General features: G+C 41.5%; 24 protein-coding genes. 21 read left to right on the top strand and 3 right to left on the bottom strand.

Annotation, left to right across the window (positions count from 1 at the left end; all coding sequences use genetic code 11):
• Positions 1-54: 54 nt before the first annotated feature.
• Positions 55-399: a zinc ribbon domain-containing protein YjdM gene (locus BLU87_RS12360; RefSeq protein WP_092348970.1), complete on the bottom strand. Its 345-nt coding sequence runs from the start codon at positions 397-399 to the stop codon at positions 55-57.
• Positions 400-1,163: 764 nt separating this feature from the next.
• Here BLU87_RS12360 and BLU87_RS12355 point away from each other — a divergent pair.
• The 9 genes from BLU87_RS12355 to caiC all read left to right on the top strand — a co-directional run bounded on the left by BLU87_RS12355 (position 1,164) and on the right by caiC (position 9,855).
• On the top strand, positions 1,164-2,708 hold the full coding sequence (locus BLU87_RS12355; RefSeq protein WP_092348967.1) for a BCCT family transporter: 1,545 nt from the start codon (positions 1,164-1,166) through the stop codon (positions 2,706-2,708).
• Between the two features lie 230 nt (positions 2,709-2,938).
• Positions 2,939-3,556: an MBL fold metallo-hydrolase gene (locus BLU87_RS12350; RefSeq protein WP_092348964.1), complete on the top strand. Its 618-nt coding sequence runs from the start codon at positions 2,939-2,941 to the stop codon at positions 3,554-3,556.
• Between the two features lie 151 nt (positions 3,557-3,707).
• Positions 3,708-4,133 (top strand): MaoC family dehydratase, encoded by a 426-nt coding sequence (locus tag BLU87_RS12345; RefSeq protein ID WP_092348961.1) that lies wholly within the window; start codon positions 3,708-3,710, stop codon positions 4,131-4,133.
• Between the two features lie 66 nt (positions 4,134-4,199).
• Entirely contained in the window at positions 4,200-4,682 is a 483-nt protein-coding gene (locus BLU87_RS12340) for an enoyl-CoA hydratase/isomerase family protein (protein WP_092348958.1), read from the top strand.
• Positions 4,600-4,998 carry an enoyl-CoA hydratase/isomerase family protein gene (locus BLU87_RS12335; RefSeq protein ID WP_092348955.1) on the top strand — a complete coding sequence of 133 codons (399 nt, stop codon included), beginning with the start codon at positions 4,600-4,602 and terminating at the stop codon, positions 4,996-4,998. The genes BLU87_RS12340 and BLU87_RS12335 overlap by 83 nt, the downstream gene beginning before the upstream one ends.
• Positions 4,999-5,396: 398 nt before the next feature.
• Positions 5,397-5,999 (top strand): hypothetical protein, encoded by a 603-nt coding sequence (locus tag BLU87_RS12330; protein ID WP_092348952.1) that lies wholly within the window; start codon positions 5,397-5,399, stop codon positions 5,997-5,999.
• A gap of 366 nt (positions 6,000-6,365) precedes the next feature.
• The gene (fixA, locus tag BLU87_RS12325; RefSeq protein ID WP_092348949.1) at positions 6,366-7,115 is read left to right on the top strand and encodes a putative electron transfer flavoprotein FixA; all 750 of its coding nucleotides are present in this window, start codon (positions 6,366-6,368) and stop codon (positions 7,113-7,115) included.
• A 12-nt stretch (positions 7,116-7,127) separates the two neighbouring features.
• On the top strand, positions 7,128-8,042 hold the full coding sequence (locus BLU87_RS12320; protein ID WP_092348946.1) for an electron transfer flavoprotein subunit alpha/FixB family protein: 915 nt from the start codon (positions 7,128-7,130) through the stop codon (positions 8,040-8,042).
• 70 nt (positions 8,043-8,112) lie between these two features.
• On the top strand, positions 8,113-9,855 hold the full coding sequence (gene caiC, locus BLU87_RS12315; protein ID WP_217637509.1) for a crotonobetaine/carnitine-CoA ligase: 1,743 nt from the start codon (positions 8,113-8,115) through the stop codon (positions 9,853-9,855).
• Between the two features lie 32 nt (positions 9,856-9,887).
• Here caiC and BLU87_RS12310 read toward each other — a convergent pair whose 3' ends face one another.
• A complete protein-coding gene (locus BLU87_RS12310) occupies positions 9,888-11,381 on the bottom strand; it encodes a sigma-54 interaction domain-containing protein (RefSeq protein WP_092348943.1) in 1,494 nt (497 codons plus the stop codon).
• 281 nt (positions 11,382-11,662) lie between these two features.
• On the opposite strand from BLU87_RS12310, the gene BLU87_RS12305 reads away from it, so the two are divergent.
• Both BLU87_RS12305 and BLU87_RS12300 read left to right on the top strand, forming a co-directional pair.
• A complete protein-coding gene (locus BLU87_RS12305) occupies positions 11,663-12,196 on the top strand; it encodes a nitroreductase family protein (RefSeq protein ID WP_092348940.1) in 534 nt (177 codons plus the stop codon).
• 518 nt (positions 12,197-12,714) lie between these two features.
• Entirely contained in the window at positions 12,715-14,286 is a 1,572-nt protein-coding gene (locus tag BLU87_RS12300) for a BCCT family transporter (protein ID WP_092348937.1), read from the top strand.
• Between the two features lie 84 nt (positions 14,287-14,370).
• On the opposite strand, the gene BLU87_RS12295 is transcribed toward BLU87_RS12300, so the two are convergent.
• Positions 14,371-15,525, bottom strand: coding sequence for an MFS transporter (locus BLU87_RS12295; RefSeq protein ID WP_175498377.1), 1,155 nt, complete (start codon positions 15,523-15,525; stop codon positions 14,371-14,373).
• Between the two features lie 67 nt (positions 15,526-15,592).
• Here BLU87_RS12295 and BLU87_RS12290 point away from each other — a divergent pair, with 67 nt between their 5' ends.
• The 10 genes from BLU87_RS12290 to ribH all read left to right on the top strand — a co-directional run bounded on the left by BLU87_RS12290 (position 15,593) and on the right by ribH (position 24,014).
• On the top strand, positions 15,593-15,970 hold the full coding sequence (locus BLU87_RS12290) for an AraC family ligand binding domain-containing protein (protein WP_139167556.1): 378 nt from the start codon (positions 15,593-15,595) through the stop codon (positions 15,968-15,970).
• Between the two features lie 68 nt (positions 15,971-16,038).
• Positions 16,039-16,371 (top strand): helix-turn-helix domain-containing protein, encoded by a 333-nt coding sequence (locus BLU87_RS12285; protein WP_092348929.1) that lies wholly within the window; start codon positions 16,039-16,041, stop codon positions 16,369-16,371.
• Positions 16,372-16,876: 505 nt separating this feature from the next.
• Positions 16,877-18,019, top strand: coding sequence for an acyl-CoA dehydrogenase family protein (locus BLU87_RS12280; protein WP_092348926.1), 1,143 nt, complete (start codon positions 16,877-16,879; stop codon positions 18,017-18,019).
• A gap of 217 nt (positions 18,020-18,236) precedes the next feature.
• The gene (gene caiB / locus BLU87_RS12275; protein ID WP_092348923.1) at positions 18,237-19,490 is read left to right on the top strand and encodes an L-carnitine CoA-transferase; all 1,254 of its coding nucleotides are present in this window, start codon (positions 18,237-18,239) and stop codon (positions 19,488-19,490) included.
• A gap of 12 nt (positions 19,491-19,502) precedes the next feature.
• Complete coding sequence (locus BLU87_RS12270; RefSeq protein WP_092348920.1) at positions 19,503-20,288, top strand: enoyl-CoA hydratase/isomerase family protein; 786 nt, start codon at positions 19,503-19,505, stop codon at positions 20,286-20,288.
• Positions 20,289-20,384: 96 nt separating this feature from the next.
• Entirely contained in the window at positions 20,385-21,671 is a 1,287-nt protein-coding gene (locus BLU87_RS12265; RefSeq protein WP_092348917.1) for an FAD-dependent oxidoreductase, read from the top strand.
• Positions 21,668-21,955 (top strand): ferredoxin family protein, encoded by a 288-nt coding sequence (locus BLU87_RS12260; protein WP_092348914.1) that lies wholly within the window; start codon positions 21,668-21,670, stop codon positions 21,953-21,955. Before BLU87_RS12265 ends, BLU87_RS12260 begins: the two co-directional genes overlap by 4 nt.
• Positions 21,956-22,075: 120 nt before the next feature.
• Positions 22,076-22,285 (top strand): hypothetical protein, encoded by a 210-nt coding sequence (locus BLU87_RS12255; protein WP_092348911.1) that lies wholly within the window; start codon positions 22,076-22,078, stop codon positions 22,283-22,285.
• A gap of 22 nt (positions 22,286-22,307) precedes the next feature.
• Positions 22,308-23,546, top strand: coding sequence for a bifunctional 3,4-dihydroxy-2-butanone-4-phosphate synthase/GTP cyclohydrolase II (locus BLU87_RS12250; RefSeq protein ID WP_092348908.1), 1,239 nt, complete (start codon positions 22,308-22,310; stop codon positions 23,544-23,546).
• A gap of 3 nt (positions 23,547-23,549) precedes the next feature.
• Positions 23,550-24,014 (top strand): 6,7-dimethyl-8-ribityllumazine synthase, encoded by a 465-nt coding sequence (gene ribH, locus BLU87_RS12245; protein WP_092348904.1) that lies wholly within the window; start codon positions 23,550-23,552, stop codon positions 24,012-24,014.
• Positions 24,015-24,107 lie beyond the last annotated feature (93 nt).

Here is a 24,107-nt window from a genome sequence, read left to right as displayed (position 1 = left end):
GCTCCTTTTTTTAATCAACGGTGTTTCTGACGACCGTGTTCCCTGTCCTGCAAGTTAACCCAGTTTTTTTACAAATTCTGATTTCAATTTCATCGCCCCGATCCCGTCAATTTTGCAGTCGATATCGTGATCACCATCAACCAGACGGATGTTTTTCACTTTTGTCCCCACCTTAACCACCAATGATGATCCCTTGATTTTCAGGTCTTTGATCACGGTGATGGTGTCGCCGTCTTGCAGTGGGTTGCCGTTGGCATCGGTTATGGTTGCTTCTGTCTCTGTTGCTTCTGGCTCCGCGGTCTGCAACCATTCATGGGCGCATTCGGGACAAACATACATCTCTCTGTCTTCATAGGTGTATGCAGATCCACATTCCGGGCAGTTTGGTAGGTTCTTCATCTTTTCCCTTCCTTTTATGTCTATCAAGGCTTGACCTGATCTGGTGTGTGCTTCGGACAATCTTTTTATCAAAACCAATCGCTTGTGTATACCTTTTACGTTCCACTCCGAAAGCTTTTCGAGCAGTTCCTTCGCTTCGGATGGAAATAACTTTATTTTTATTTTAGTAATTGCCTGATTGATATGGTTTCAGTTTGACGCTGGATCAGCATGTTGATCCGTTTAAACAGAGAACCTTGAGGTGACCTAATAGTTATCTATACTGAATTAATAATTCTAATCCACATAAGAAAATCCATTGAAGGAATATCTGATTCCTCGCTGTTTTAAGTATTGATACTTTGAAATTGGCACTTTTTACAGAGATCAAACAACTCAATTTGACTGACGGTAAAACTGTAAACTTACTTTAAGAGGTGTAAGCACTGATATGACAATTACCATGCCGTGGTTACAGCATAAGAATCATAATTAACGACTAAATACCTGAAATTTTCTTCTTTTCCCCTGAATTCATCAAATTAATCATAGTGGCATGCATTCTGCTAATCCTGATAAGTCGAATGCCTTAAGAGGGTGTCGACTTAGATCTTTCAGGCGGTTTTAAGGTCTTTTACGACTATCAGAACAACGTCATTGAATAGGCATTTGTTTATATATCTGTAAGTTTTTGTGACTTATGCGTGATGAATTGTTCTGTCCGATCTCTCTGTCTTAAACGGAGAGATTCTCATTTAAGTCGATCATAAATAAAGGAGAACGTAATGCAGAAAGAAATGGATATGTCAGTGAAGAAGGCAGCAAGTAAAGATGGAGTCGATCGTAGTATCGACTATTGGGTAAGTATTCCTGCAATTCTTATCGTTCTTGGTTTTGCAGGAGCGCTATTTACGAATCCTGAAGGCATGAATATTTTTATGACTGATACCTTCCATTTTATGAACCAGAATTTTGGCTGGATGCTCCTCGTATTTGAGTTTTCCTGTGTTGGGTTGTGTCTTTATTTTGCATTTGGGAAATATGCCAATAAACGCTTTGGTGATGAGAAACCAGATGGCAGCACATTTTCTTTTTATGCAATGCTTTTTGCTTATAGTTCCTCAGCCAGTATTGTCTATTGGGTGTTTATTGAATTTTACTACTATATCTCAGGACCTCCATTTGGAATTACGCCGTTTAGTGAAGAGGCGGTGAAGTGGTCAATGGCTTACCCGGTATTCCACTGGGGTATTCTAGGCTTTTCGTCTTATGCCATTATCGGGATTGCTTTAGCCTTTTTACTTTTTGTTAAGAAAAAAGACACTTCACGGGTTAGCGCTGCGTGTGAAAGTTTGATCGGCGCAAAAAGAGCTAATGGGAAACTTGGTAAAGTCATCGACTGCGTATTTTTAGTGGGCATTATTTTCTCCAATGCAGGCTACTCATTGGCTGTTAGTGTGCCGATCGTTGGAACATTTTTCAGCAAAGTTTTCGGTGTGAAGCATACGCTTTCACTTGATGTTTTAATTTTATTAGTCGTTGTTATTTGTATGGCTATTGCTATGTATACAGGCTTGAAAAAGGGGATGACTCTTATCAGTAACGCAAGGCTATTTATGTTCTTCGGTGTCGCTTTTTTTATCTTTTTAGTCGGAAATACAAGCCAATATTGTAACAATATTGTGGCTTCAACAGCGCTGTGGATACAAAATTTTATTCCTATGAGTTTGAATACCAGTCAGTGGTCACAATCTTGGACGATCTTTTATGCTCTTTTCTTCATTGCTTCTGTTTTGGGTGGTGGGCAATTTTACAGCAAGCTTTGTAAGGGGCGTACCGTCCGCCAATGTGTCCTTGGTATTGTGCTTGCGAGTTCAGCAGGTTGCGCAATCTTTTTCTGGACAATGGGTAATTTTGCCCTTGATACTTATCTTGGTGACCCAGCACAATATAAAGCTCTGGTTGATCAAGATGCTTATTCTGCTATTACCTATGTTATTGACCAACTTCCGTTCTCGAATCTGATTATGATCATTCTCCTGTTCTATGCGTTTGTTTCAGCATGGACTTTTATCCAGAGTGCTGTTTACGGCAATGCTCTAGTATCTCAACCGAATCTTCCGGCTAATGAGGACCCTTCAAAATTCACCCGGCTGTTCTGGTGCGTTGTTACTTGTATCCTGTCGATCGGTTTCCTCTATATTGGCGGAATACAAACAGTTAAGAACGCGATGGTGTGGGCAGGTTACCCCGCATTTGTCATTTCGCTATTAATTATTGGTGCTTTCTTCCGGGATATTAAAACCTATTGGGGTGATGATACAGAATAAGGGTTTGTAAAAAATGAAAAAAGCCCCTGAGATAAATTATTCTTAGGGGCTTTTTTTGTGGTTGTGGGGTTGATAAGAGGAAGGAATGTCGCTCTCAATGAAATGTACGACCATGCTTGATACTGGTTCATAGCATGAAAATCTTGAGAAGTTAGTCCTCGTATCTCTTCTCAGCCTTCAGTATTTCGTTAATAAATTCAAGTTACACGATTAAGGGAAAAGGTGATTTTATGAAAATTCGTCCCTTTCAGCTCAGCGCTTATGAAGCAAATTGCTATCTCATCTCAAATAAAGGGAAAGCTGTTCTTATTGATCCAGGCGACTACTCTATGGAAATCGCCAATATTATAAGAAATGAAGATCTCCAGGTGACACACATCCTGATCACTCATATTCATCTCGATCACTTTTACGCTGCTACTGCATTCTCAAAACTTACTGGGGCAAAAATTTACATTAATCCAGCCGATGGTTATTTGATTAAGGAAGAAGTCGACACATGGAAGGAGTGCATGTATTCACAGTCTTGTGGAATGGTGGATTATGAACCATTTGACCCGGGTATGTATGAGTTCCTTGGTGAAAAGTGTGAAGTGATAGCCACTCCAGGGCATACTCCGGGAAGTTTGACCCTGCACTTTCCCGATCATACCCTTGCTTTCGTAGGGGATGTTATTTTTTCCGGCTCTGTGGGTCGATCCGATTTTAACGGTGGTGATTATGAAACGCTTATGACGACGATAAAGAGTAAGATATTTAAATTTCCACCAGACACAAAACTCTATACAGGCCATGGCCCAGTAACGACAGTTGATTATGAAAGAAGAAATAATTCCTTTGTAAAATAGATTGTCAGAAGTGACTTTACGAAACTGTAAAACTCTTGCTAGCGAAGTGTTACAGGTTGATTTCAAGTGACCCTATATGGCTGTTTTTTTTGGTATGTCCCTTGCTTATTTGTAGAATATCAAAAAAATATGTTCCTATGAGGAGAGAGCCATGGCTGAAAAATTAGGTAAAACAATTGATCAATTTAAGGTAGGAGATACTGCCAGCGTTGTAAGGGAAATCACGCAGAAGACGTTGCACGCATTTGCGGATGCAATTGATGATCATGATCCGATTCATATGGATCCAGAATATGCAAAAACAACAATTTATGGCAAATGCATTGCACACGGTGTTTATCTCGATTGTATGGTTTCTGCGATGCTTTCAAAGCTTGTCGCTGGTGGCATTGATGCAAGACTCAGCATTAAATATACTGCACCGGTTTATGCTGGTGACACTGTGACAGTCACGGGCACAGTCAATGAAATAAATGTTGAAAGAAACAGGCTGTTTATTGGCACTAAGGGTATAAATCAAGATGGAGACGTTGTTGCTGTTGGGGATGCTGTTTGCCTAGCAAGGACAGATAATTGATCGTCGAATCAAATCAAAGACCACTACGCATGTTGTGGTCTTTTTTTATGAGTAGAGGTGAAGGGAATGATGAAAATTGAAAAACAATTTATGTATTGTGACATTGAGAATAAAATAGCTCATTTGGTTTTTAATCGCCCACCACTGAACCTCTTTACCTTAGGTGTCTTTGCAGAATTTAGCGAAATAAGTGAAGATCTTAAAGGGTTGGTCGGTAGGGATGAAGTGCGTGTGGTTGTGTTGTCTTCTGCGGTAGAGAAAGCTTTTTCTGCTGGTGATGATGTCAGGGAAGGGCCAAAAACGTCCGATGAAGCTGTAAAACAGAATGAAATTGCAAGGGCTGCTCTGAAAAAGATGAGTAGCCTGCCTGTCCCAATGATAGCGGCACTCAACGGCTATGTATTGGGTGGTGGAATGGTTCTCGCTTTAACGTGCGACTACGCCATTGCTGCAGATAATACGAAATATGCGTTTCCAGAAATCAATTTTGGAATGTTTCCGAATTGGGGGGGCAACGCTTGTTCTAGGTCAAAGATTTTCAATACCTAAGATCAAAAAGTGGCTTTATACGGGTGAGAGAATTACTTCTGAGGTCGCCAAAGAGTGGGATATCGTTCAGGAAGTAGTGGCTGAGGAAAATTTGCTTTCCAGAGCAATGGAGGTCGCTGGCTCCATTGCTGCGAAAGCTCCTATTGGCGTGCGGTGCTTGAAGGCATTGTTGGATTCAGCTGCAAGTGGAATGACTGAGGATGGAAGTTATCATTTAGAGACAACCTATACACGGTTGACTTTTGATTCAGAAGATACTGCCGAAGGAGTAAGGGCTTTTTCCGAAAAAAGAATCCCAGTGTTTAAGAATAAATAGAATTCGGTTTCCGTTCTGTTTTTGTTGGTATGAAGTGAATGTTAGAGATATTTCATTGGTTGTGCCGCAGTCTGCCTAGACAATCCATTAATTGAAAAAATCTTATGTGTGTCTTTTCCAATATGATTGAAGATTAACTCAATGCCGATCGCCAGTTGCGGGTTGGCATTGAGTTTGTTAGGTGTCCTTGCCTTTTATTTTTCATTTCTTCTCTAATTCTGAACCAATCAGACTCCCACCTGCTTTTATAGAATTATTGGGATGTGAATTGGAACATTTTATGCTGAATGTGATTTCTGTCACTCTAGATGAGTTTGATCATGAGTGGGCCCCCCTTAGCCGGATCATATTGTAACCGTTGTGGGGAGGTGCGATAGAGTCAATTTCAGGAATTTATTATGGATTTGATATTGCAAGTTTGGGGAGGGCTTTTTTACCTTTTAAGTAAAGTTTTTTTTGCGTTAGCTGAAGGGAAAAAATACAATAAAAAACGGCGTCTAAGGATTATAGGCTGGTCTGTTTATATGATGGGGGTTCCTGCTTGGACTGTGTTGTATATTGGGAGCCATAGTTGGATCGCTGCTTCGATCGAGGTTGGCAGTCTCCCTACGATGTACTTAGGACTTTATGCTTCCATAAAGGGACCAGATGCAACAAGTAAGACTTTTTCTCGTGTTATTACGTACTCAACTTATCTCTTCTTAGTTTTCGGTATCTCCTGTAGCCTTTATGATTTTGGCGGTCTTCATTCTTTTTCTCAATTCTTAGAGTTGACCATCTTATTCACCTTTTTTGTTGGTAGTAGTCTATTAGCTAAAGACAATCTCAATGGCTGGGTCTGCTTTATTTTGATGAATGGCAGCATTGCACTGTTGATGATGATTCAGGGCAAGCGTTTGCTGGTATTTCAGCAAATACTATCGCTCTGCTTTGTCGTCTATGGATTTATTGTCGCAGAGAAAATGTCTAAACCTGACGCCTCGAAGCCAAAAAAAGTTTAAATCTAAAGATTGTTGAATGTTGGTCGCCTTCTTTCGGTTTGCGGAAATTAACGAGCAAAAAACACTATTGCTAAACCTACTAAATGATTCTTCAGTGAAACAGCCTATCATTCACTTGCCATCTCATATTTGCTTATCATTTTCTTAACACCTCTTATTTTACTTCAGCTCGACAATTGCTAGTTCTCTATTGTCAATTGTCGCATGCCAGTTTACACGATGATGTCTGTTCTGAAAAAAAATGATTTAAAAACAGCTAGTTGTGATGCTCACGCGCAATGGCACACTGATTGCTAAATAGTGTGTCATGCGAAATTTAAATTCATGGATGGTAACGAAGACTAATCTAAAACAAGAGGTGAAGAAATGAACATTATTGCGTGTATTAAGGTTGTTCCAGAAGAGCAAGATATCGCGGTTTTGCCTAATCAGGAACTGTCATTCGATAAAGCTCAGTGGAAAATTGGTCAATATGATTTGAGCGCTTTGGAAGCTGGGAAGCAATTGGCAAAAGAAACCGGTGGCAGTATGAAGGTCCTGACTATTGGCGGAGACGCATTGAGTAAAACGAAAATCAGGAAAGACATTTTGTCTCGTGGCGCCGATGAATTAAATGTGGTCATAACCGATCAACAGTTTAACGATTCGTTAGTAACTGCAAAAGCCATTGTTAAAGCTGTGAAAACAATGAATGAGTTTGATTTGTTGATTTTTGGAACTGGTTCTTCTGACTTGTATTCTCAACAGGTTGGTAATCAGGTTGGTGCTATCATGGATTTACCAGTTGTCAATGAGATTAATGATATCAACCTCCAAGAAGGAATCATTAGAGTCGAGAGAGTCCTAGAGGGTGAAGTTGAAGTTCTTGAAATTCCCTTGCCTGCCGTAATTTCTGTTACCTCCGAAATTAACGTACCGACAATTCCGGGCATGAGAGACATCATGTCTGCAGGTAAAAAAAAGGTAAATGAATTATCTGTCGATCTCTCAGGAATAGCTGGGAGTACCGAAGTTCTGAACGATTTGGCTCCAGAGCAAAAAGATCGGAAACTGCAAATTGTTAAAGGCGATACCGATGAAATGGTTGATGCCCTTATCCAATTTTTGAACAAATAGGAGGTACATATCATGTCATATGTCAATACGTTTATAATTGCTGATACCGAAATGAGCATTAAAGAGCTTGCGAGTGGTGCATCTAATCTATCCACACAATTTTCTATTATTATATTTGACGAAGAGTTAAAGGATCTGGCGGCTTCATATGGGGCAAAAAACGTTTATGTTTATAGGTGTGATGCGTCAACAATGATCGAAGATTCCGCTAAGATGATTTCTGAAAAACTGCAATCAAATAATGCGGACTTGGTTTTGGTGAATAACTCTGTGCGGGGTAAGTTGTTGGCTGGCAAGCTTGCTGTTTACCTTGATACCTGCGTTGTTTCCGGGATCTCTTCACTTGAAGATAAAACCACTCAAAGAATGGTTTATGGTGGTGCAGCGTTCAGGAGTGAAAAACTTACCAGTAATACAGCTGTTATTACCAGTGGCGCAGGCGTCTTCGAGATTACTGATCCTGCTGTTTCTTCAGTTTCAGATACACATTTTGTTGATGTTGTACCAAGCAACAAAATCAAAAAAATTGAAACTCAGGCTAAGCAAGAAATTGTATCCAATCTCGCTATTGCTAAGAAAGTAGTTGACATGGGGCGTGGATTCAAAGAAGAGGCCGATGTTGAAATGTGCCGTGAACTGGCAACTCTGCTGGGTGCTGATCTGGGTTGTTCCCGCCCTGTGGCTGAAAACAACGGCTGGCTGCCGAAGGCTGTTTATATCGGTATAACCGGTATGATGCTGAAGCCGGAACTTGTCATTTCTCTGGCGACTTCTGGGCAGGTCCAGCATATGGTCGGTATCAATCAGGCAAAAACTATTGTTGCCATCAATAAGGACGAAAACTCCCCTATTTTTAAGTCTTGTGATCTCGGTCTCGTCGGAGATGTTTACGAAATTCTACCTAAGTTGATCGCGAAGCTTAGGTAGCTTCTGGTCTGAAGCTGGCAAAGGGATCACGGACGAAATTTTCTGATTTAACCATAGAGATGTTGTTTCTATGGTTAAATCGGAGTTCACATTTTCAAGTTCAAGCCGAATATATTCCCCTTCCAAATTTGATGCAAATTGGGTCAGCACTTCATTTGAAAGACAGATCGTCAGATTGAATATTCAATTCTTTATTGATTCGTTTGCTCCCATCAGGCTGCGGATTAAAGGGAAAAAAGCAGGTATTATCATGACTGTCAAGATGAACACTAGGGTAGATAAAAAAAATATTGGTGATTTATGGGAAGAGCGTTTCAAACTTGATAAAGATAACCTTTTTATGATCTATGAAACAAGAGAAGGCAGTGTTTCTCAGTTTACCTATGGTGATACCTATACAAATATAATTAAAGCAGCAAATCTTTTTTTGAGCTTGGGGCTTGAAAAGGGGGATCTGGTTGCTGTTCAACTTTATAATAGCCCTGAATTTTTGTATGCTATGTTTGGTCTGATGCGAATTGGAGCGATCATTGTTCCGATGAATGTGCACTATACGAATGTTGAGTGCCGCTATATCATGGACAAGTGTAAGGTCAGTATTCTGCTGACTGAAGAAAAATTTCTAGACTTACACGAAAAAATAGATTGCTCACACCTAAAACATAGAATTTTAGCTCGAAGCGACAGAGAAGTCGATGGTTACTTGAATTTTGCGAAGGAGTTATCGCGACAAACAGACACATTGAAGGAGCATCGTGAATTGCACCCAGGCGATGTCGCAGAAGTATTGTTTACATCAGGTACAACATCAATGCCTAAGGGGGCAACGTTTACTCATTATAACTTGCTTTATGCTGGGGAATTCCACGCGAATCAAATGGCATTAACTTCCGACGATAGATTTTTTACTGTCTTTCCTTGTTTTCATATCGACTGGCAGGCTATTGCCGTGATGCCAATCCTTACTAAGGGTGCTGTCGTGGTTGTGCAGGAGCAATACCACGCGACCAAATTTTGGCAGCAAATTCGTGATTACAAAATCACCATTGCTGAAGCAATCCCCATGATTATAAGAACCTTGATGCTGCAACCGAAAGCGGAAAATGAGCGTAAACATAGCTTACGCTTAATGTACTTTTCACTTTGTATGTCTACCGAGGAAAAGGAATCTTTTGAAAATCGTTACAATGTTAAACTTTTCAATTGTTACGGTTTGACCGAAACAATTGTTTGTAATATCGCAGATGTGTGTACGGGAGAAGCAAGGTGGCCGTCAGTTGGGAAAACATATGATCCATACAAAATAAAAATTGTAGATGATAATAATGATACTTTGCCTGCAACATGTGTTGGTGAAATTTGTCTTAAAGGTGTCAGAGGGGAAAATCTAATATTAGGGTATTATAACGACGAACAGGAAACTTATAAATTGTATGATGATAATGATTGGCTGCATACTGGTGATAAAGGCTTTTTGGATGAGGATGGGTGGCTGTATTTTGTTGATAGGAAAAATAATTTGATTAAGCGCTCAGGGGAAAATATTTCTGCAAGCGAAGTTGAAAATGTTTTAACCTCCCACAGTTTTATTGAGGAGGCGGCTGTTGTCGGTGTTCCGGACCCTATTAGGGAACAGGCAGTAAAAGCTTATGTGAAGTTTTATGAGGGAAAATCCCTTGAGATTGAAGACATTAGGCAGTTTTGCTCCGACAGGCTTGCTTCATTTAAAGTCCCTGAAATTATCGAAATTGTAGAAGACTTTAAGCATACCTGTACTGGGAAGATTCAGAAGAAAAACCTCAAAGGTGAATAGCTTCTGATGGAAATTTAACTAAGAAAACATGCTTATGCTTGTATTTTGTATTTTGTAACGAGTCCATGTAGGTGCTGTCTCGAAACATTAATTGCTCGAGCTGCTTTTGATATGTTGCCACTAAACTCTTTGAGCACATACGTCAAGTACTCAGTGTTAAATTTGTCGTTAAAATCATTAAGCGCCTTTTGATGGATAATCTTGTAATCCCCAATTTCATATTGACTAGGTTTAAGTTGCGGGTGGGGTGATGAGGGAGTGTTTATCCCACCTGACAGCGATTCGCTGATATAATATGGTAAGTGATAGGGCTCAATTAAACGCTCATTCTCATCAATCATATTCGCAGAGTGTTCTATTATGTGACTGAGTTCTCGACAATTGCCCGGAAATTTGTAATTGCTAAAAATATTTAAAGTGGCTTCAGAGCAACCCTCAATAGATAACCCCAACTTGTTGTTCATTAGTTTAATGAAGTGATTTGACAGGAGTTTTATGTCTGTGATTCCTCTCTCACTGAGAGGTGGAATTTGAATTGTGATAACGGCAATACGATAGAATAAGTCTGCTTTTAATTTGCTCTCCTTTATGGCTTTTATTGGATTTGTATTCATCGCGGAAATAACCCGAACATTGACGGGAATAGTCTTGTCGCCACCAACTTTTCTGATTGTTTTGGTTTCTAATACGCGCAAGAGTTTCGCTTGCATTTCAATGCTCAGGGTGTGTAATTCATCTAGGAAGATCGTACCTCCATGAGCTTCTTCAAATAAGCCTTGCTTGTCCACTGCGTCAGTATATGCGCCTTTTGTTGATCCGAACAGAATGCTTTCGAGTAATGTCTCTGGTATAGCAGCACAATTGACTGCAACAAAAGGTTGTGATTTGTCCTTGTAGAAAGAGTGTATACTTTGAGCTATTAGTTCTTTTCCCGTACCCGTCTCACCGACAATTAAGACAGAGGCGTCTGTTTTAGAAATTCTTTGAGCAAGTTTTATTGTTTTTGCCATCTGATCACTGCAACAAATTATATCATCAAAGGTGAATAGCTCATCCCTTCGAGGTTGCGTAATTGCTTTTGTGTTTATAACTTTAATTGTATTTGCTGTATCTATATAGTGAATGGCTCTCTTTACTTCGTCTAAATACTTGTAAATTGCAATGGCACCAATGATTATATTGTTACTTGTTATGGGAAATGAATGGTAAAGAAAACTTAATTCTTTGTTTTTTTTTGCTGATTTGTATTTTAAATGTACGTTTCTGTAAGGTTTTCCTGTGTTTAAAGTATTTAAAAGGATACTTGATTCTAAGGTTAAATCAAAAGCTTCTGTTGTGTGCTTCCCTAATAATTCTTCAGCTGTTGTAGAATCGTAAGTGCAGTTTGAAGAGATATAGGTATAATATCCCTTTTCATCTATAACTTCGAGAAAGTACCCCAAACCAGAAATGCAGTCTAGAAAAGCAAGAGTTTGGCTATTCAATTTAAGTCCTCTGTCTGATTCTTTTAACTTTTCTATGTACATAGTTTTATCATTCGTCCTTTATTCTACATTGAAGCTGTGTGTTGCAGGGCCTTTTAGTCTTCTGTGAGCTCAAAATTTATTATAAAGCAGAGACTTGTTTGCGCCTCAGTTTTTATCATGTCCTACCTACAAGATGCACGCCTTTTTTTTCGTTAGCTACTTCGGTTTGTGAAGCCAATATTGAGGCAAATATTATTGTCGATCTTGGTGTTAACGATGCATGCATCAATATATATTTTATTATTTAGGACAAATCTAAACTGAACAGGAGGAGTTACCATATGGAGCTTAAAGACGTTGTTATAGAGAGACATAGTGTTAGAAGGTATACCGATAAATCTGTTTCTGTTGAAACGATCAAGCAAATTGTTGATCTTGCTAAAAACTCCCCTTCTTGGGCTAATTATCAACCGATTCGTTATAACTGTATATTAAATAAAGAGATAAAAGCCAAACTTTCAGAAACATCTGATTATAATAGGCGTTATTTGGCTCGATCTTCAGCTGTTATTGTTATCAGTGCGGTTTTAAATTTATCAGGTGCCGATAGTTCTGGTACAGTTTATTATCATACGTCTAAAGAATGGACAATGTTCGATGCGGGAATTGCCAGTTACGGTTTTTGTTTAGCTGCTCAAGATGTTGGTGTTGGTTCGGTAATTTTGGGCGATTTTGATGGGACCGCAGTCAGAGAACTGATTGACCTTCCTACAGATGAAGATGTTATTGCACTTATCGCAATAGGTTATCCTGAGAATAATCCGCACGGCCCTGAAAGAAAACCAACGTCTAAACTTTTAAGATTTTTAAAGTAATTCTAGTTTATTCGGGAGAGATTTTTCTTTATTCATTTATGATGATGATTGATCTCTATTTTCAATAGAGATCAATTGATACTCGTAAGCTGCGCGCTTCTGCGTAGATTAGGTTACAGGGGTTGATTTGTCTGATTTATGTATTTTTGCATGAAAAACACCTTTGGTATTAACCAGTGCCTCTTTGAGATAAGAGTTCGTTTTTTTTGCTCTTAAAAGGGGCTAGGGTGTCAATTCTGGGTTGAGTGTGTCGTCTTGCGCTTTACAGATTTTTTCAATACTCATATCTTTTTGTAGATAACAGATCTCTAAATTATTAGCTAACAATGTTAACTCAATATTTTACCACACCCTCATCCTTACCCGTCCCCCAACGACCTGATGGGTAGCTTATTGGTGTCAACCCGAAGTTTTGTTTGAGCCTTATTTAACCCATGGAAAATTGTTGCTTTTTTCGATTGGAATATGTCTTGCTTTTGTTGATTTAACCTTACCTTTGAGGGGCAACAGGAGACGACATGAGTTGTGAGAAAACTACGCAGGTGGTGAATGAGAGTGATAGTGAACCGGAAAAAGAAAAGATTAATTTCCTTTTGGCGGGGGGAAGTGTCATTGCCTTGCTTTCCATTGTTATTTACGCTGCAATTGATCCAGCATTAATGAATGCCCATATGGGTTCAGTCAAGATGTTTATCGCCAGGTATTTTGGTTGGTGGTACATTGGTTTAGATGCTGTTTTTTGCCTTCCTATATTTATTATACCTTTTACTAAATATGGTTCGTTGAAGCTAGGTAAGCCAGATGACAAACCGGAATATTCAATTTTTTCATGGATGACTATGCTTATATGTTGCTCTTTTGCCGTCTCGGTTGTTGTTTGGGCGGTAGCTGAACCTGTGTATCATTGGATGCAACCGCCGCTAGGGGCTGAGGCGGGAACTATGGACGCATTAAGACAGTCGTTCCAGATCACAATTATGCATACGGGGTTGGGTGGCTTCGGCATTTTTGCTGTTGCAGGTGCTTGTATCGGACTTCCGGCTTTCAGGTGTGGTTTGCCTATTAATTACTCTACTGCATTTTATGGTTTGATGGGAGATAAAGCTTATTCAAAAGTTCCAAGCACGATCTTTGAATTGATTGCTATGGTTGTTAACTTTTTAGGTATTTCTACATCCATAGGGCTGGGGCTTATTTCATTACGGTTCGGTATAAATTATTTATTTGGTATTCATTTGGATACAACTCGGATGATCTTTGTGACCTGTCTGATTGGATTGGGGTTTTGCTGGTCTGTTTGGAGGGGACTAGACTCCGGTATCAAAACATTGAGTCATGTAAATGCATATATTGCAATAGCTGTTTTTTGTTATGTTTTGTTTTTAGGACCCACTCGGCATATTTTAGATTGGATGATCCAGATCCCTGGTGAATATTTCGGTAACTTAATATATTTAAGTTTATATACAGATGCGACAGAACAGGCTTTTGATGGTCAGTGGATGGGATGGTGGAAGGTCTTTTATTGGGGGTGGTGGTTTTCATTTGTTCCTTTTGTTGGAGGTTTTTTGGCAAGGATTTCTAAAGGGAGAAGTTTGCGGGAAATGCTTCTTGTTTGTACCTTTGTCCCTGTTTTCACTTGTATCGTTTGGTACACAACCTTTGGAGTCTCCGCTGTTTATACTGAGATGGCAGGCAATGTATCTTTATGGGCAGAGATTCAAAAAGATATTGGTGCTGGTTTTTACGTTATGGTCAGTCAATGGCCACTTGGTTATTTATTTTCAATAGTCACAATGTTTATGCTTTTTGTATTTATGATCACTTCTGCTGACTCAGCGGCTTTCTTTTGTTCAATGCAACTGACAAATGGTTCAGCAGAGCCTTGCCGACTCGTGCGAATGATCGCAGGTTTTTCTATTGTCATTCTCGCTGTAACTCTCATTTTGGTCGGTGGATTGAAAGCTTGTCAAACGGCAGCTGTTGTGGGTGGCTTGCCCATTTCCTTTTTGATGGCTCTTATGCTTATTTCCTTTTGGAAATATTTACATGAAGAGGGTGAACGACTAGGGTTTAAAAAGTACTTTTGAACCCCCAGTCCGCATGTTCTCCGCAGTATTCATGTAAAGGCAGGTACCCTTACAGACAAAATGTCACAATATGGTTAAGATTTGTTACTTTACGACAGCGTGTAATTCAAGGGGTTTTAATGTGAAAGAGAGGAACATTATCAATACCGGAATTATGGTAATGGTGGACAGCGCAGTGCCAACGCCATGAGCATCAGCCAGGGAGCCTAACAATGGTGTGACCCCTCCTCCAATAGAAAAGGCGACGCCAAGGGTCATCCCCGAGGATAAGCCGACATGGTTGGGGATGTATTTTTGCCCCATAACGACGGTTGGCCCATAGGTGAGTAAGAGAAATGCTCCCGTTAGCGCCAGCAATATAGCGGCAAAGTATACATTGTTGGTCAGAATAAAAGCGGGAATAGTTGGAACCAATAGCGTACATCCTGAAACAACAATTGTCTTATACCCAAAACGGTCTGCCAATTTTCCTCCGAGAAAATTTCCTAATATTCCCGCCACTGAGAAGAGGGTGAGTGCCATTCCCCCGGCAAGTTTGGTTTGTTGCAAAACCGTTGTCCAATAAAGTGGGATGAAGGTGAGAAAGGCGTAAAAAATAATTGATTTTCCAACGATGGTTAAAGTGAGTTTGCAGAAGGCTCCCCAATCGTCCTTGTGGTCTGCTCTTGTTTGTATCTTTTGTACTGTTTGGGGCGATTTATTACAGGCTGTTGACTGCCTGAGTTGTGCACGGAATATCAGCGCGACAATTGCAACAGGAACAAACATTACCATTGTACCATTCAGCCCAAAATAAAGAATAGAGGCGGTCATTAACAACGGGCCTAGAGAAAAACCAATGCTACCACCGACACCAAAATAACTCATGGCCGTTGCTTTTTTATGATCACTGTATAGATCGACGTGCCGGGCGGCCTCAGGATGAAAAGCCGCGCTGCCGATTCCACTCATGATGACGGCCAAAAGGATCATAGTATAGTTGGGCGATAGCCCAGTAAGAGCTAGTCCGCCACCGGCCATGATCAGCCCTGAAGGAATAAGCCAACTATTATTAAAACGATCGGCCAGATGGCCCAGCAGCGGCTGAATAACGGTTGAAGTAATGGTGAAAGCAAACATGATTCCCGCAGCAGCACTGTAGGACAGCGTGTGTTTGACAATCAAAAACGGTAAGAGCGCGGGAAGTGCGCCCTGATTAATGTCGTTTGCCAGATGGCTTAAAGATAATAAATTCAGCATGCGATAGTTCATGTCGTAGAATAGCTTTCATTTATGCTTGTCTAAAAAATCACTCTAACAGTTTTTGGTGAGTCCTGTTATCGAAATGAAGCCGAATGGTGTAGAGAAGAAGACAATTGTTGAGCCGGATGATTTTCTTGAACGATTTATGGAAAAGCCACAGAAGGTTCTAGCCAAAGCATTTAATTACCATAAAGGTTTAAGTTGTCCCTATCATCAGCACATCCCCATACAGTTTTTATACGCTTCCGAGGGAGTGATGAAAGTTACAACAGTGACAGGTCTCTGGGTGATTCCGAACCATCCCGCGGTTTGGATTCCGTCGAACACTCTTCATAAGATCGAGGCTGTTGGTGTTCTGGCGATGCGTAATGCATATTTTAAGCCTGATTTTTTTCCGAATTCCCTACCCAATGTTGCGTTGTATCTGTCACCCCTCTATTGAGGGAACTTTTCAAGCATGCGACAGAAATATCTCCCGATTATGCAGAAAACAGTCATGAGTCGAGAGTGATGGACGTTATTATTGATCAGGTTAAGCCTCTGGATACGGCTCCGATACTGCTTCCCCATCCTACGGACAGTCGTCTGCAGAAAATTACCCGGAGCATTGCTGAAAATCCCTGTGATACCCGTACGCTCGAGAGTTGGGCAAAAATAGCAGGACCAACGGAAAGAACCCTGGCCCGACTTTTTCCAAAAGGAACAGGGATGAGTTTTCGGCAATGGCGGCAACAGGCAAGGCTCATTGAGGCTCTTTGTCTCTTGGCGCGGGGGATGCCGGTTCAAGAAGTGGCCATAGATGTTGGGTGTGAAAGTGTAAGTGCCTTTATCCATAAGTTCTGAAAGTCGTTAGGTTGTACTCCGGGTCAATTCTTTGGATCGTAATCTTCTTGGTCATAAAATAGGTTGGTTCGAGTTACCGAAGCCGTTGTCTTGCAGGCATGATGTTGAGCGCTTCACCCTTCTCCTCGTTTTGAAAGTCGAAAACTGACTATCTTTACCAGCTTTCTATCGTTGTCAGTTATAGCCTGGAGCCCCTCCGTGAGCTTTCCTCGCTTACGTTAACGAATGTTCCATGCCGCGCTGACTCCCTTGCCGTAAAAAAATAAATCTTCAGTTTTCTCCTCTGAAAAATCATGACTGCTTTCTCTTTAGGGTTTCGGTCTAAATTGTCAAAGAGGTGTTTACACCTTTTGTGAAACTGTCAACAATGAGACCCATGTGGAATATGTTTTGTTTTTAAATAAACGTCTTATATCAGATGGTTGGGCGTTGGCATTTTAATTGCTCTATGAGTAAGTCGTCTTGATTATTTACAGTAATAAAACATGAAAAAAGGAGAAGCGCGATGTCTGTAAAACTAACTGAAGAACAAAATTTGATTGTTGCAAGTATGAGAGAGTTGATGACTAGGGAAAATTGGGATGATTATTTTAAGGAGTGTGATAACGAGCACAAATTTCCCGAAAGATTTTGCAAAGAATTATCTGAATTGGGCTTGCACCAAATTGTTAATCCTGTTGAATACGGCGGACTTGAAGAAAATGCAATGGTCACATTTGTTGCCGCTTGGGAGGAAGTTCTTCGGCTTGGCGGTAATGCAGCATGCATCTGGTTCTCATCAACTTATCCCGTTATCTTAAGGGAAGGGAATGAGAAGCAGAAAAAAATTGCTTTGGAATTAATGGAAACCGGTTTGACCAAGGTTGGAAACGCGGCTACTGAGCCGGGAGCTGGATCTGACCTAGGGGCTATGCAGACCACGTATACCCGTAAAGACGGTAAGGTTTACCTGAACGGCCAAAAAACGTTTTGTACCGATGCTACTTACAGCGACTACCTGATAGTTACAGCTCTTGATGCGGAAACCAAAACCAAATATACAAACTGGTTTGTTCCGACAAATGCAGAAGGTGTCACTATTGCTGGTCTGGAAAAATTGGGTCTTAAAACTAATAGTGCAGGCGAAATTTACCTGGACAATGTCGAACTAGAAGAAGACGACATGTTAGGGGCTGAAGGTGCAGGGTTTGATATGCAAAAGAACGATTTCAACACGGAACGTGTTGTTTCGGGTCTTTACTGTTATGGCTATGCTCTTTGCGCATTCGAAGATGCTGCCAAATACGCTAACCAACGGGTACAGTTTGGTGAGGCCATCGGACGCCAACAGCTGATTCAATTGAAGCTTGCAAATATGAAAGCCAAGCTCACCAATATGCGCAACATGATCTATGACGGTGCCGAGATGGTGGATGATGGCACCCTAGATAAAGGTTACGCTGCGATGTGTAAATACTACTGCGTTGTTGCTGCTCAGGAAGTTACTGATGACGCACTGCAGATTCTTGCCGGTGTAGGTATCTGCGGTGATCATCGTGCTAGCCGTGCTTGGAGAGACATCCGTGCTTCCCGTATTTCTGGTGGTACCGACGAAATGATGATCCTTACCTTGGGCAGATCCATAGTTAAAGAATACCGGAACAAATAGTTTCAATTTTAAATATCGAGAAGGGGGATTCCTCGTGAATCCCTCAACTTTAAAGGTAGAGCTTAAGAGGTCAGCGCTTTGTGAGAAGTTACTGAAGGGTATGCTCTTCGGTTTGAGGCATGCAGTCTATCATTTTATATAAACTACCAGATTGTCTAAATGGTTACTTATAAAGCGGCAGCTCTAAGTTTTTGCTACCAATTAAAAGGATATTATTATGAAAAATGACGTGAAGGAGTTTTTTGATAATTCTGAGCACAGACCTCCTAAGTTTGGTGTATTGCAAGGCGTAAAGGTTGTTTTCTCTGCTATTGAAGTCGCTGGGCCTCTAGGTCCCCATTTTATGGCTGAATGGGGAGCAGATGTTATTTGGTTGGAGAATGTCAACGGTGGAGATACTAACCGTAACTACCGACCATCAGAGCACGAGCATAGAAATGACCGATCCATGTCGCTCGATATCTTCTCTGAAGACGGAATGGCAGTTTTCAAAAAACTCGTTAAAGAGGCAGATGTTTTTCTTGTCGGTGGCAAGGGGCCCAGTTTCATCCGTAAAGGGATTACGGATGAGTTCCTATGGGCGATCAATCCCAAGCTTGTTATAACCCGTATCTCTGGTTATGGCCAGGAGGACGCAGATCCGAACTATATTGATAGACCTTGTTACGATGGTATTGCCCAAGCGATGTCTGGTTATATGAGCCAAAACGGGACTCCAGAATCGCCGATGCCAGCTTATCCTTATGTTGGTGACTTGTTTACGGCTATGTTTAGTTTGTCTTCAACTCTGGCAGCACTGATCCGGGCCCGTGAAACGGGTAAAGGGGAGAGTGTTGATATTGCCATGACCGAAGTTTTAATGCGCTTGTCGACCTATAATATGGTCGATTACTTGAACGATGGTCGAATGTACCCACGTCCTGGCGCAAAAGATCCTATTCAGGGGGCAACCGGAATTTATAAAACTAAAAATGGCTTTTTGTTCACCAATATTCTCGGTCGAAAGCAGATGAAGACGCTGTTTAATATGATTGGTTGTGAAGAGCTTTACGGTGTCGGTGATTTCAAAGAAGGCTTCTCCTTCATCAATTTGAACTGGGACAAAGCAGATTATGTTGAGTCAAAGGTTGAGGCTTATTTCAAAACTAAAACCAACGAAGAACATATTGAAATTTTCGATTCTATGAAGGTTGCTGCTGCACCAGTATTGTCATTCAAAGATGTTGTCGAGCATCCGCAATATAAAGCACGTGACATGTGGGTTGATTGGGACACGATGACTACGGAAGAAAAATATAAAGGAGTCAATGTGGTTCCTCGGTTCAAGGTCAATCCAACCAAGATTTGGCGTTCGATGCCACATATCGGCTATGACAACGATGTGATCCTAGAAGATTTGGGCTACTCCGAAGAACAAATTAACGAGCTATATCACAAAGGCGTTATTTTCAGGAACGACCGAGATAAATAAAGGGAAAATACCATGGCATATAAATACGAGACTATTAAGTGTGAAGTAAATAATAAGATCGCTTTGGTGACACTGAACTTGCCGAAATACAACATTTTGAATGGTCAGATGTTGCGAGATATCCGCGACGTTATGAACGAACTTAAGCAAGAAGCCGACTTGCGTTGTGCCATTTTTACCGGAGAAGGTGACAGGGCTTTCTGCGCCGGAGCTGATGTTGGAGAGTTTACCGATCCGACTATTGATGATCTGGAAGAGGTCGATGTTTGGGCCAGAGGGATTTTAACCAAACTTGCAAATTTCCCAATTCCAACGATTGCCGCCATTAATGGTTATGCATTGGGTGGCGGGCTTGAACTTGCTCTTGCATGTGATATTAGGGTTGCAAGTGAAACTGCAAAAATGGGGCTGGTTGAAACATCTTTAGGCATGATTGCAGGCTGGGGTGGTTCGCAGCGGATGGTTCGTACTATTGGAGCTGGTCAGGCTAAAAAAATGATGTTTACCGCGGATAAGATCAGTGCAGAAAAAGCTTTGCAGATCGGCTTGGTTCAGGAAGTTTACAAAGCCGAAGAGTTGATCGATCGAACGATGGAAATGGCGCAAAAAATTGCGGCCAATTCTCCTGTTGCCAACCGACTGACAAAGCAAGGTGTTAACTGTTATCTGAATCAGGGGATCAATGACGGTCTGGATTTGGAGCGTATGCTCGACAGGGCTGCTTATGAGTCAGAAGATTCTAAAGAAGGCATGAAGGCTTTTGAAGAAAAACGCACACCTGATTTCAAGAATAAGTAAATAAATGACGCTGCCCTGATAAGGATTGGCTTTCTTTCTGGGCAGTGTTCAAAAGAATAAGAACAATCTGGCCACAGGCCGTTTGCGAGGTGAAATATGTCTGAAGAAAAATTTGACGCGATTATCGTAGGTGCCGGTCTGGCAGGTTCCACCTGCGCGTATTTGTTGGCTCAGGCCGGGTTGGAATGCCTTGTCATTGATCGGGGTAATTTTCCAGGAGCTAAAAATATGACTGGTGGCAGGCTTTATGGTCACAGTCTGGAAAAAATCATACCGAATTTTGCAGAGGAAGCTCCGATCGAACGTTGTATCGTGCATGAAAAGATTTCTTTTATCGATGAAGAACGCTGTACCACTATGGAGCATACGACACCGGTAGCAACTGATCTGGAAAGTCGATCATATACTGTTCTGCGCTCTAAATTTGATCAATGGTTGGCAGAAAAGGCCGAAAATGAGGGAGCAGGTTACATCCCCGGTATTCGGGTCGATGACCTTATCGTTCGTGACGGCAAGGTGTGCGGTATCATTGCTGGTGACGAAGAGATGGAGGCCGACATGGTGATTCTTGCTGATGGCGTTAACTCTATTCTCGGAGAAAAGTTGGGTATGGTCTCTCAAGTAACACCACACCATTGCGCTGTCGGGGTCAAGGAAGTGATCCAGCTGAGCAAGCAACAGATCAATGATCGTTTCGGTTGCTCCGACAATGAAGGAGCTGCCTGGCTCTTTGCTGGTATGCCATCGGCAGGTCAGATGGGTGGAGGTTTCATTTATACCAACGAGGACAGTATCTCGCTTGGTGTTGTATTTGGTTTACATAACGCAGGTACTACCGATAAGAGCGTACCGCAGATGTTGGAGGATTTTAAAAATCACTCAGCAGTCAAGCCTCTCGTCGAAGGAGGGAAGTCTGTTGAGTATTCGGGACATGTTGTTCCCGAGGGTGGCTATGCAATGTTGCCGAAAATGGTTGCTGACGGAGTTATAATTACCGGCGATGCCGCTGGCCTTTGCCTGAACGTCGGTTACACAGTACGTGGCATGGATTTGGCTATAGCTTCTGGGGCAGCCGCTGCAAAGGCCGCAATCAAAGCCAAAGAGGATGGTGATTTCAGTGAGGCAACCTTGTCGACTTACACAACTGAGCTAACGAACAGCTTTGTCATGAAGGATATGAAACTTTACAAAGCTCTGCCGGAATTTCTCGATAATCCACGCATGTTCAATGAGTATCCGACAATGGTCACGGCAATGATGAATGATCTCTTTACAGTCAACGGACCTTCAATGCCGTTGCGCAAAACCTTCTTGCCCCACTTGAAAAAAGTAGGATTTATGAATCTGATCAAAGATGGTGTGAAAGGAGTGAGGTCGATATGAAAAATGTAGTGAATGTCGATGTAAAACTGGGTGTCAATAAGTTTTTTGTAGATGAAAATAATGCCCATATTGAACTGGTTGAGAATCCTGACTCGGTTGAATTTGCCAAATTGATTGCCGCCTGCCCAGCCGGTCTCTATAAAAAAGATGATGATGGCAGTATTCAGTTTGACTATGCTGGTTGCTTGGAGTGCGGAACCTGCCGAGTTCTTTGCGGCAAAACCATACTGCAAAAGTGGGAGTATCCAGTCGGGACTTTCGGGGTCGAGTATCGATTTGGTTGATAAGTATAAAAGTTAAGAGTTATCACTATATTGAAAAACAGCGATCCGTATCTCCAACTATGGTGAAGGTGGCTGTCTTTTACTGCAATCAATCTTTTTGCAGGAAGTGGATGTTTAATCATGTGTAAAAAGTCTAAAAATCCTTGTCGTAATATTGTCTCTTTTCGGGTCACCGATTTGGAGAGGCAAAGTCTTGAGCAACTTTCCCTTGATAGTGGGATGAATGTTTCGACGTTAATGCGTGAGATTGTGGGGACTTTGGAAGGCTCATTCAGCAATGTTTTGCTGAATGAAGGTAAACAGACCAAAATGATGTCCGCTGGAAAATAAACGTATATAAATGGAGTAAGTTATGCCTACCGCCAAGATAGAAGCAGCAATTAAGGATATTCGTGATGGTAAAATGGTTATTCTTTGTGATGATGAGGACCGTGAAAACGAAGGAGACTTAGTGCTGGCTGCAGAATGTGTTACCCCCCACGCAATTAATTTTATGGCGAAAGAGGGTCGAGGTCTGATCTGTCTGACTTTGACAGAAGAGCGAGCGGATCAACTTGATTTGCCTCCGATGGTTTCTAACAACACTGCCTCCTTCGGGACAGCCTTCACTGTTTCCATCGAAGCGCGTGTAGGAGTAACAACAGGAATATCAGCGGCTGACCGTGCTTGCACCATTGCAACCGCTATTGATGAAAATACCACCGCTACTGATTTGGCTCGTCCGGGCCACATTTTTCCGCTGCGAGCTAAAAAAGGCGGTGTTATGGTCCGTACTGGCCAGACCGAAGGGTCTGTTGATCTGGCCCGTTTGGCAGGGTTGAAGCCCGCTGGGGTAATCTGTGAAATTATGAATAACGATGGCACTATGTCTCGCATGCCGCAACTAATGGTTTTCGCAAAAAAACATAATTTGAAAATTGTTACTATTGCCGATCTGATTAGCTATCGGATGCATAAGGAACGCATAGTCCGCTGCGCTGCTGAGACAATCCTGCCAACTTCCTATGGAGGTGATTTTCAACTGAAGGTTTATGAAAATGATGTCGATAACTGCAACCATTTGGCTCTGGTCAAGGGGAATATCAATTCGGAACAACCAGTGCTTGTTCGGGTTCATTCCGAATGTATGACGAGTGATGTTTTTGGTTCACAACGTTGTGATTGTAGCCAACAACTACATGCCGCTATGGCTCGGATTGATGAAGAAGGCACTGGAGTTATCCTTTATATGCGGCAGGAAGGTCGTGGAATCGGACTGGTCAATAAACTAAAGGCTTATTCTCTTCAAGATAATGGCTGTGACACGGTTGAGGCGAACGAGGCTCTGGGCTTTAAAGCTGATTTACGTGACTACGGCATGGGTGCGCAAATACTGGCTGATTTAGGTGTGCGTAAGATTCGCTTGATGACGAATAACCCCAAAAAGATCATTGGGCTGGAGGGTTACGGTCTATCAATTGTTGAGCGGGTTCCGATTGAGATGGATGCTTGTAGTACTAATCTGCACTATCTGAGGACTAAACAAGAAAAACTGGGGCATATATTTGAAAATCTGCAAAAGACAACGAGTAACGTGAGTAAGGTTAGTTAGATAATGACTGAAATTATAGAAGGACAACTTAGGGCTGCTGGACAAAAGTTTGCCATCGTTGTCAGTCGTTTTAATAGTTTTATTTGTGAACGCCTTGTCGAGGGAGCACTTGATACCCTGAGTCGTCATGGTGCTGAAAAAACTAATCTGAAAGTCATCCGCGTTCCTGGTGCGTTCGAAATTCCCCTTGTGGCCAAGAAGTTAGCAGAACAATGCACGTATGATGCTATCATTTGTCTTGGTGCTGTGATCAAAGGAGATACACCACATTTTGACTATGTTTGTGCGGAAGTCGCCAAAGGTATCGCTTCTGTTTCTTTGGAATTAGGTGTGCCGATCTCCTTTGGTGTATTAACCACTAATTCAATTGAGCAGGCGATTGAGCGTGCTGGAACGAAATCGGGCAACAAAGGAGAAGATGCTGCTCTTACTGCAATCGAAATGGTCAACCTTTTGAAGAAGCTTTAGTGCTAAACAAAATTGTTATGAAGTCGCAATAAAATAGAGGTAATAGAATTTCACAATCGATTTTATTTTAGGAATGGTTCTAATATTCAATTT

Source organism: Desulfuromusa kysingii, from assembly GCF_900107645.1.
Taxonomy (GTDB): domain Bacteria; phylum Desulfobacterota; class Desulfuromonadia; order Desulfuromonadales; family Geopsychrobacteraceae; genus Desulfuromusa; species Desulfuromusa kysingii.
This window is presented reverse-complemented; position numbering and strand designations above follow the sequence as displayed.

What these genes read in the sequence shown, in the direction of transcription:
- BLU87_RS12360 (WP_092348970.1), bottom strand. Translation starts at nt 399, where the DNA reads ATGAAGAACCTACCAAACTGCCCGGAATGTGGATCTGCATACACCTAT.
- BLU87_RS12355 (WP_092348967.1), top strand. Translation starts at nt 1,164, where the DNA reads ATGCAGAAAGAAATGGATATGTCAGTGAAGAAGGCAGCAAGTAAAGAT.
- BLU87_RS12350 (WP_092348964.1), top strand. Translation starts at nt 2,939, where the DNA reads ATGAAAATTCGTCCCTTTCAGCTCAGCGCTTATGAAGCAAATTGCTAT.
- BLU87_RS12345 (WP_092348961.1), top strand. Translation starts at nt 3,708, where the DNA reads ATGGCTGAAAAATTAGGTAAAACAATTGATCAATTTAAGGTAGGAGAT.
- BLU87_RS12340 (WP_092348958.1), top strand. Translation starts at nt 4,200, where the DNA reads ATGATGAAAATTGAAAAACAATTTATGTATTGTGACATTGAGAATAAA.
- BLU87_RS12335 (WP_092348955.1), top strand. Translation starts at nt 4,600, where the DNA reads ATGCGTTTCCAGAAATCAATTTTGGAATGTTTCCGAATTGGGGGGGCA.
- BLU87_RS12330 (WP_092348952.1), top strand. Translation starts at nt 5,397, where the DNA reads ATGGATTTGATATTGCAAGTTTGGGGAGGGCTTTTTTACCTTTTAAGT.
- fixA (WP_092348949.1), top strand. Translation starts at nt 6,366, where the DNA reads ATGAACATTATTGCGTGTATTAAGGTTGTTCCAGAAGAGCAAGATATC.
- BLU87_RS12320 (WP_092348946.1), top strand. Translation starts at nt 7,128, where the DNA reads ATGTCATATGTCAATACGTTTATAATTGCTGATACCGAAATGAGCATT.
- caiC (WP_217637509.1), top strand. Translation starts at nt 8,113, where the DNA reads ATGGTTAAATCGGAGTTCACATTTTCAAGTTCAAGCCGAATATATTCC.
- BLU87_RS12310 (WP_092348943.1), bottom strand. Translation starts at nt 11,381, where the DNA reads ATGTACATAGAAAAGTTAAAAGAATCAGACAGAGGACTTAAATTGAAT.
- BLU87_RS12305 (WP_092348940.1), top strand. Translation starts at nt 11,663, where the DNA reads ATGGAGCTTAAAGACGTTGTTATAGAGAGACATAGTGTTAGAAGGTAT.
- BLU87_RS12300 (WP_092348937.1), top strand. Translation starts at nt 12,715, where the DNA reads ATGAGTTGTGAGAAAACTACGCAGGTGGTGAATGAGAGTGATAGTGAA.
- BLU87_RS12295 (WP_175498377.1), bottom strand. Translation starts at nt 15,525, where the DNA reads ATGCTGAATTTATTATCTTTAAGCCATCTGGCAAACGACATTAATCAG.
- BLU87_RS12285 (WP_092348929.1), top strand. Translation starts at nt 16,039, where the DNA reads ATGGACGTTATTATTGATCAGGTTAAGCCTCTGGATACGGCTCCGATA.
- BLU87_RS12280 (WP_092348926.1), top strand. Translation starts at nt 16,877, where the DNA reads ATGTCTGTAAAACTAACTGAAGAACAAAATTTGATTGTTGCAAGTATG.
- caiB (WP_092348923.1), top strand. Translation starts at nt 18,237, where the DNA reads ATGAAAAATGACGTGAAGGAGTTTTTTGATAATTCTGAGCACAGACCT.
- BLU87_RS12270 (WP_092348920.1), top strand. Translation starts at nt 19,503, where the DNA reads ATGGCATATAAATACGAGACTATTAAGTGTGAAGTAAATAATAAGATC.
- BLU87_RS12265 (WP_092348917.1), top strand. Translation starts at nt 20,385, where the DNA reads ATGTCTGAAGAAAAATTTGACGCGATTATCGTAGGTGCCGGTCTGGCA.
- BLU87_RS12260 (WP_092348914.1), top strand. Translation starts at nt 21,668, where the DNA reads ATGAAAAATGTAGTGAATGTCGATGTAAAACTGGGTGTCAATAAGTTT.
- BLU87_RS12255 (WP_092348911.1), top strand. Translation starts at nt 22,076, where the DNA reads ATGTGTAAAAAGTCTAAAAATCCTTGTCGTAATATTGTCTCTTTTCGG.
- BLU87_RS12250 (WP_092348908.1), top strand. Translation starts at nt 22,308, where the DNA reads ATGCCTACCGCCAAGATAGAAGCAGCAATTAAGGATATTCGTGATGGT.
- ribH (WP_092348904.1), top strand. Translation starts at nt 23,550, where the DNA reads ATGACTGAAATTATAGAAGGACAACTTAGGGCTGCTGGACAAAAGTTT.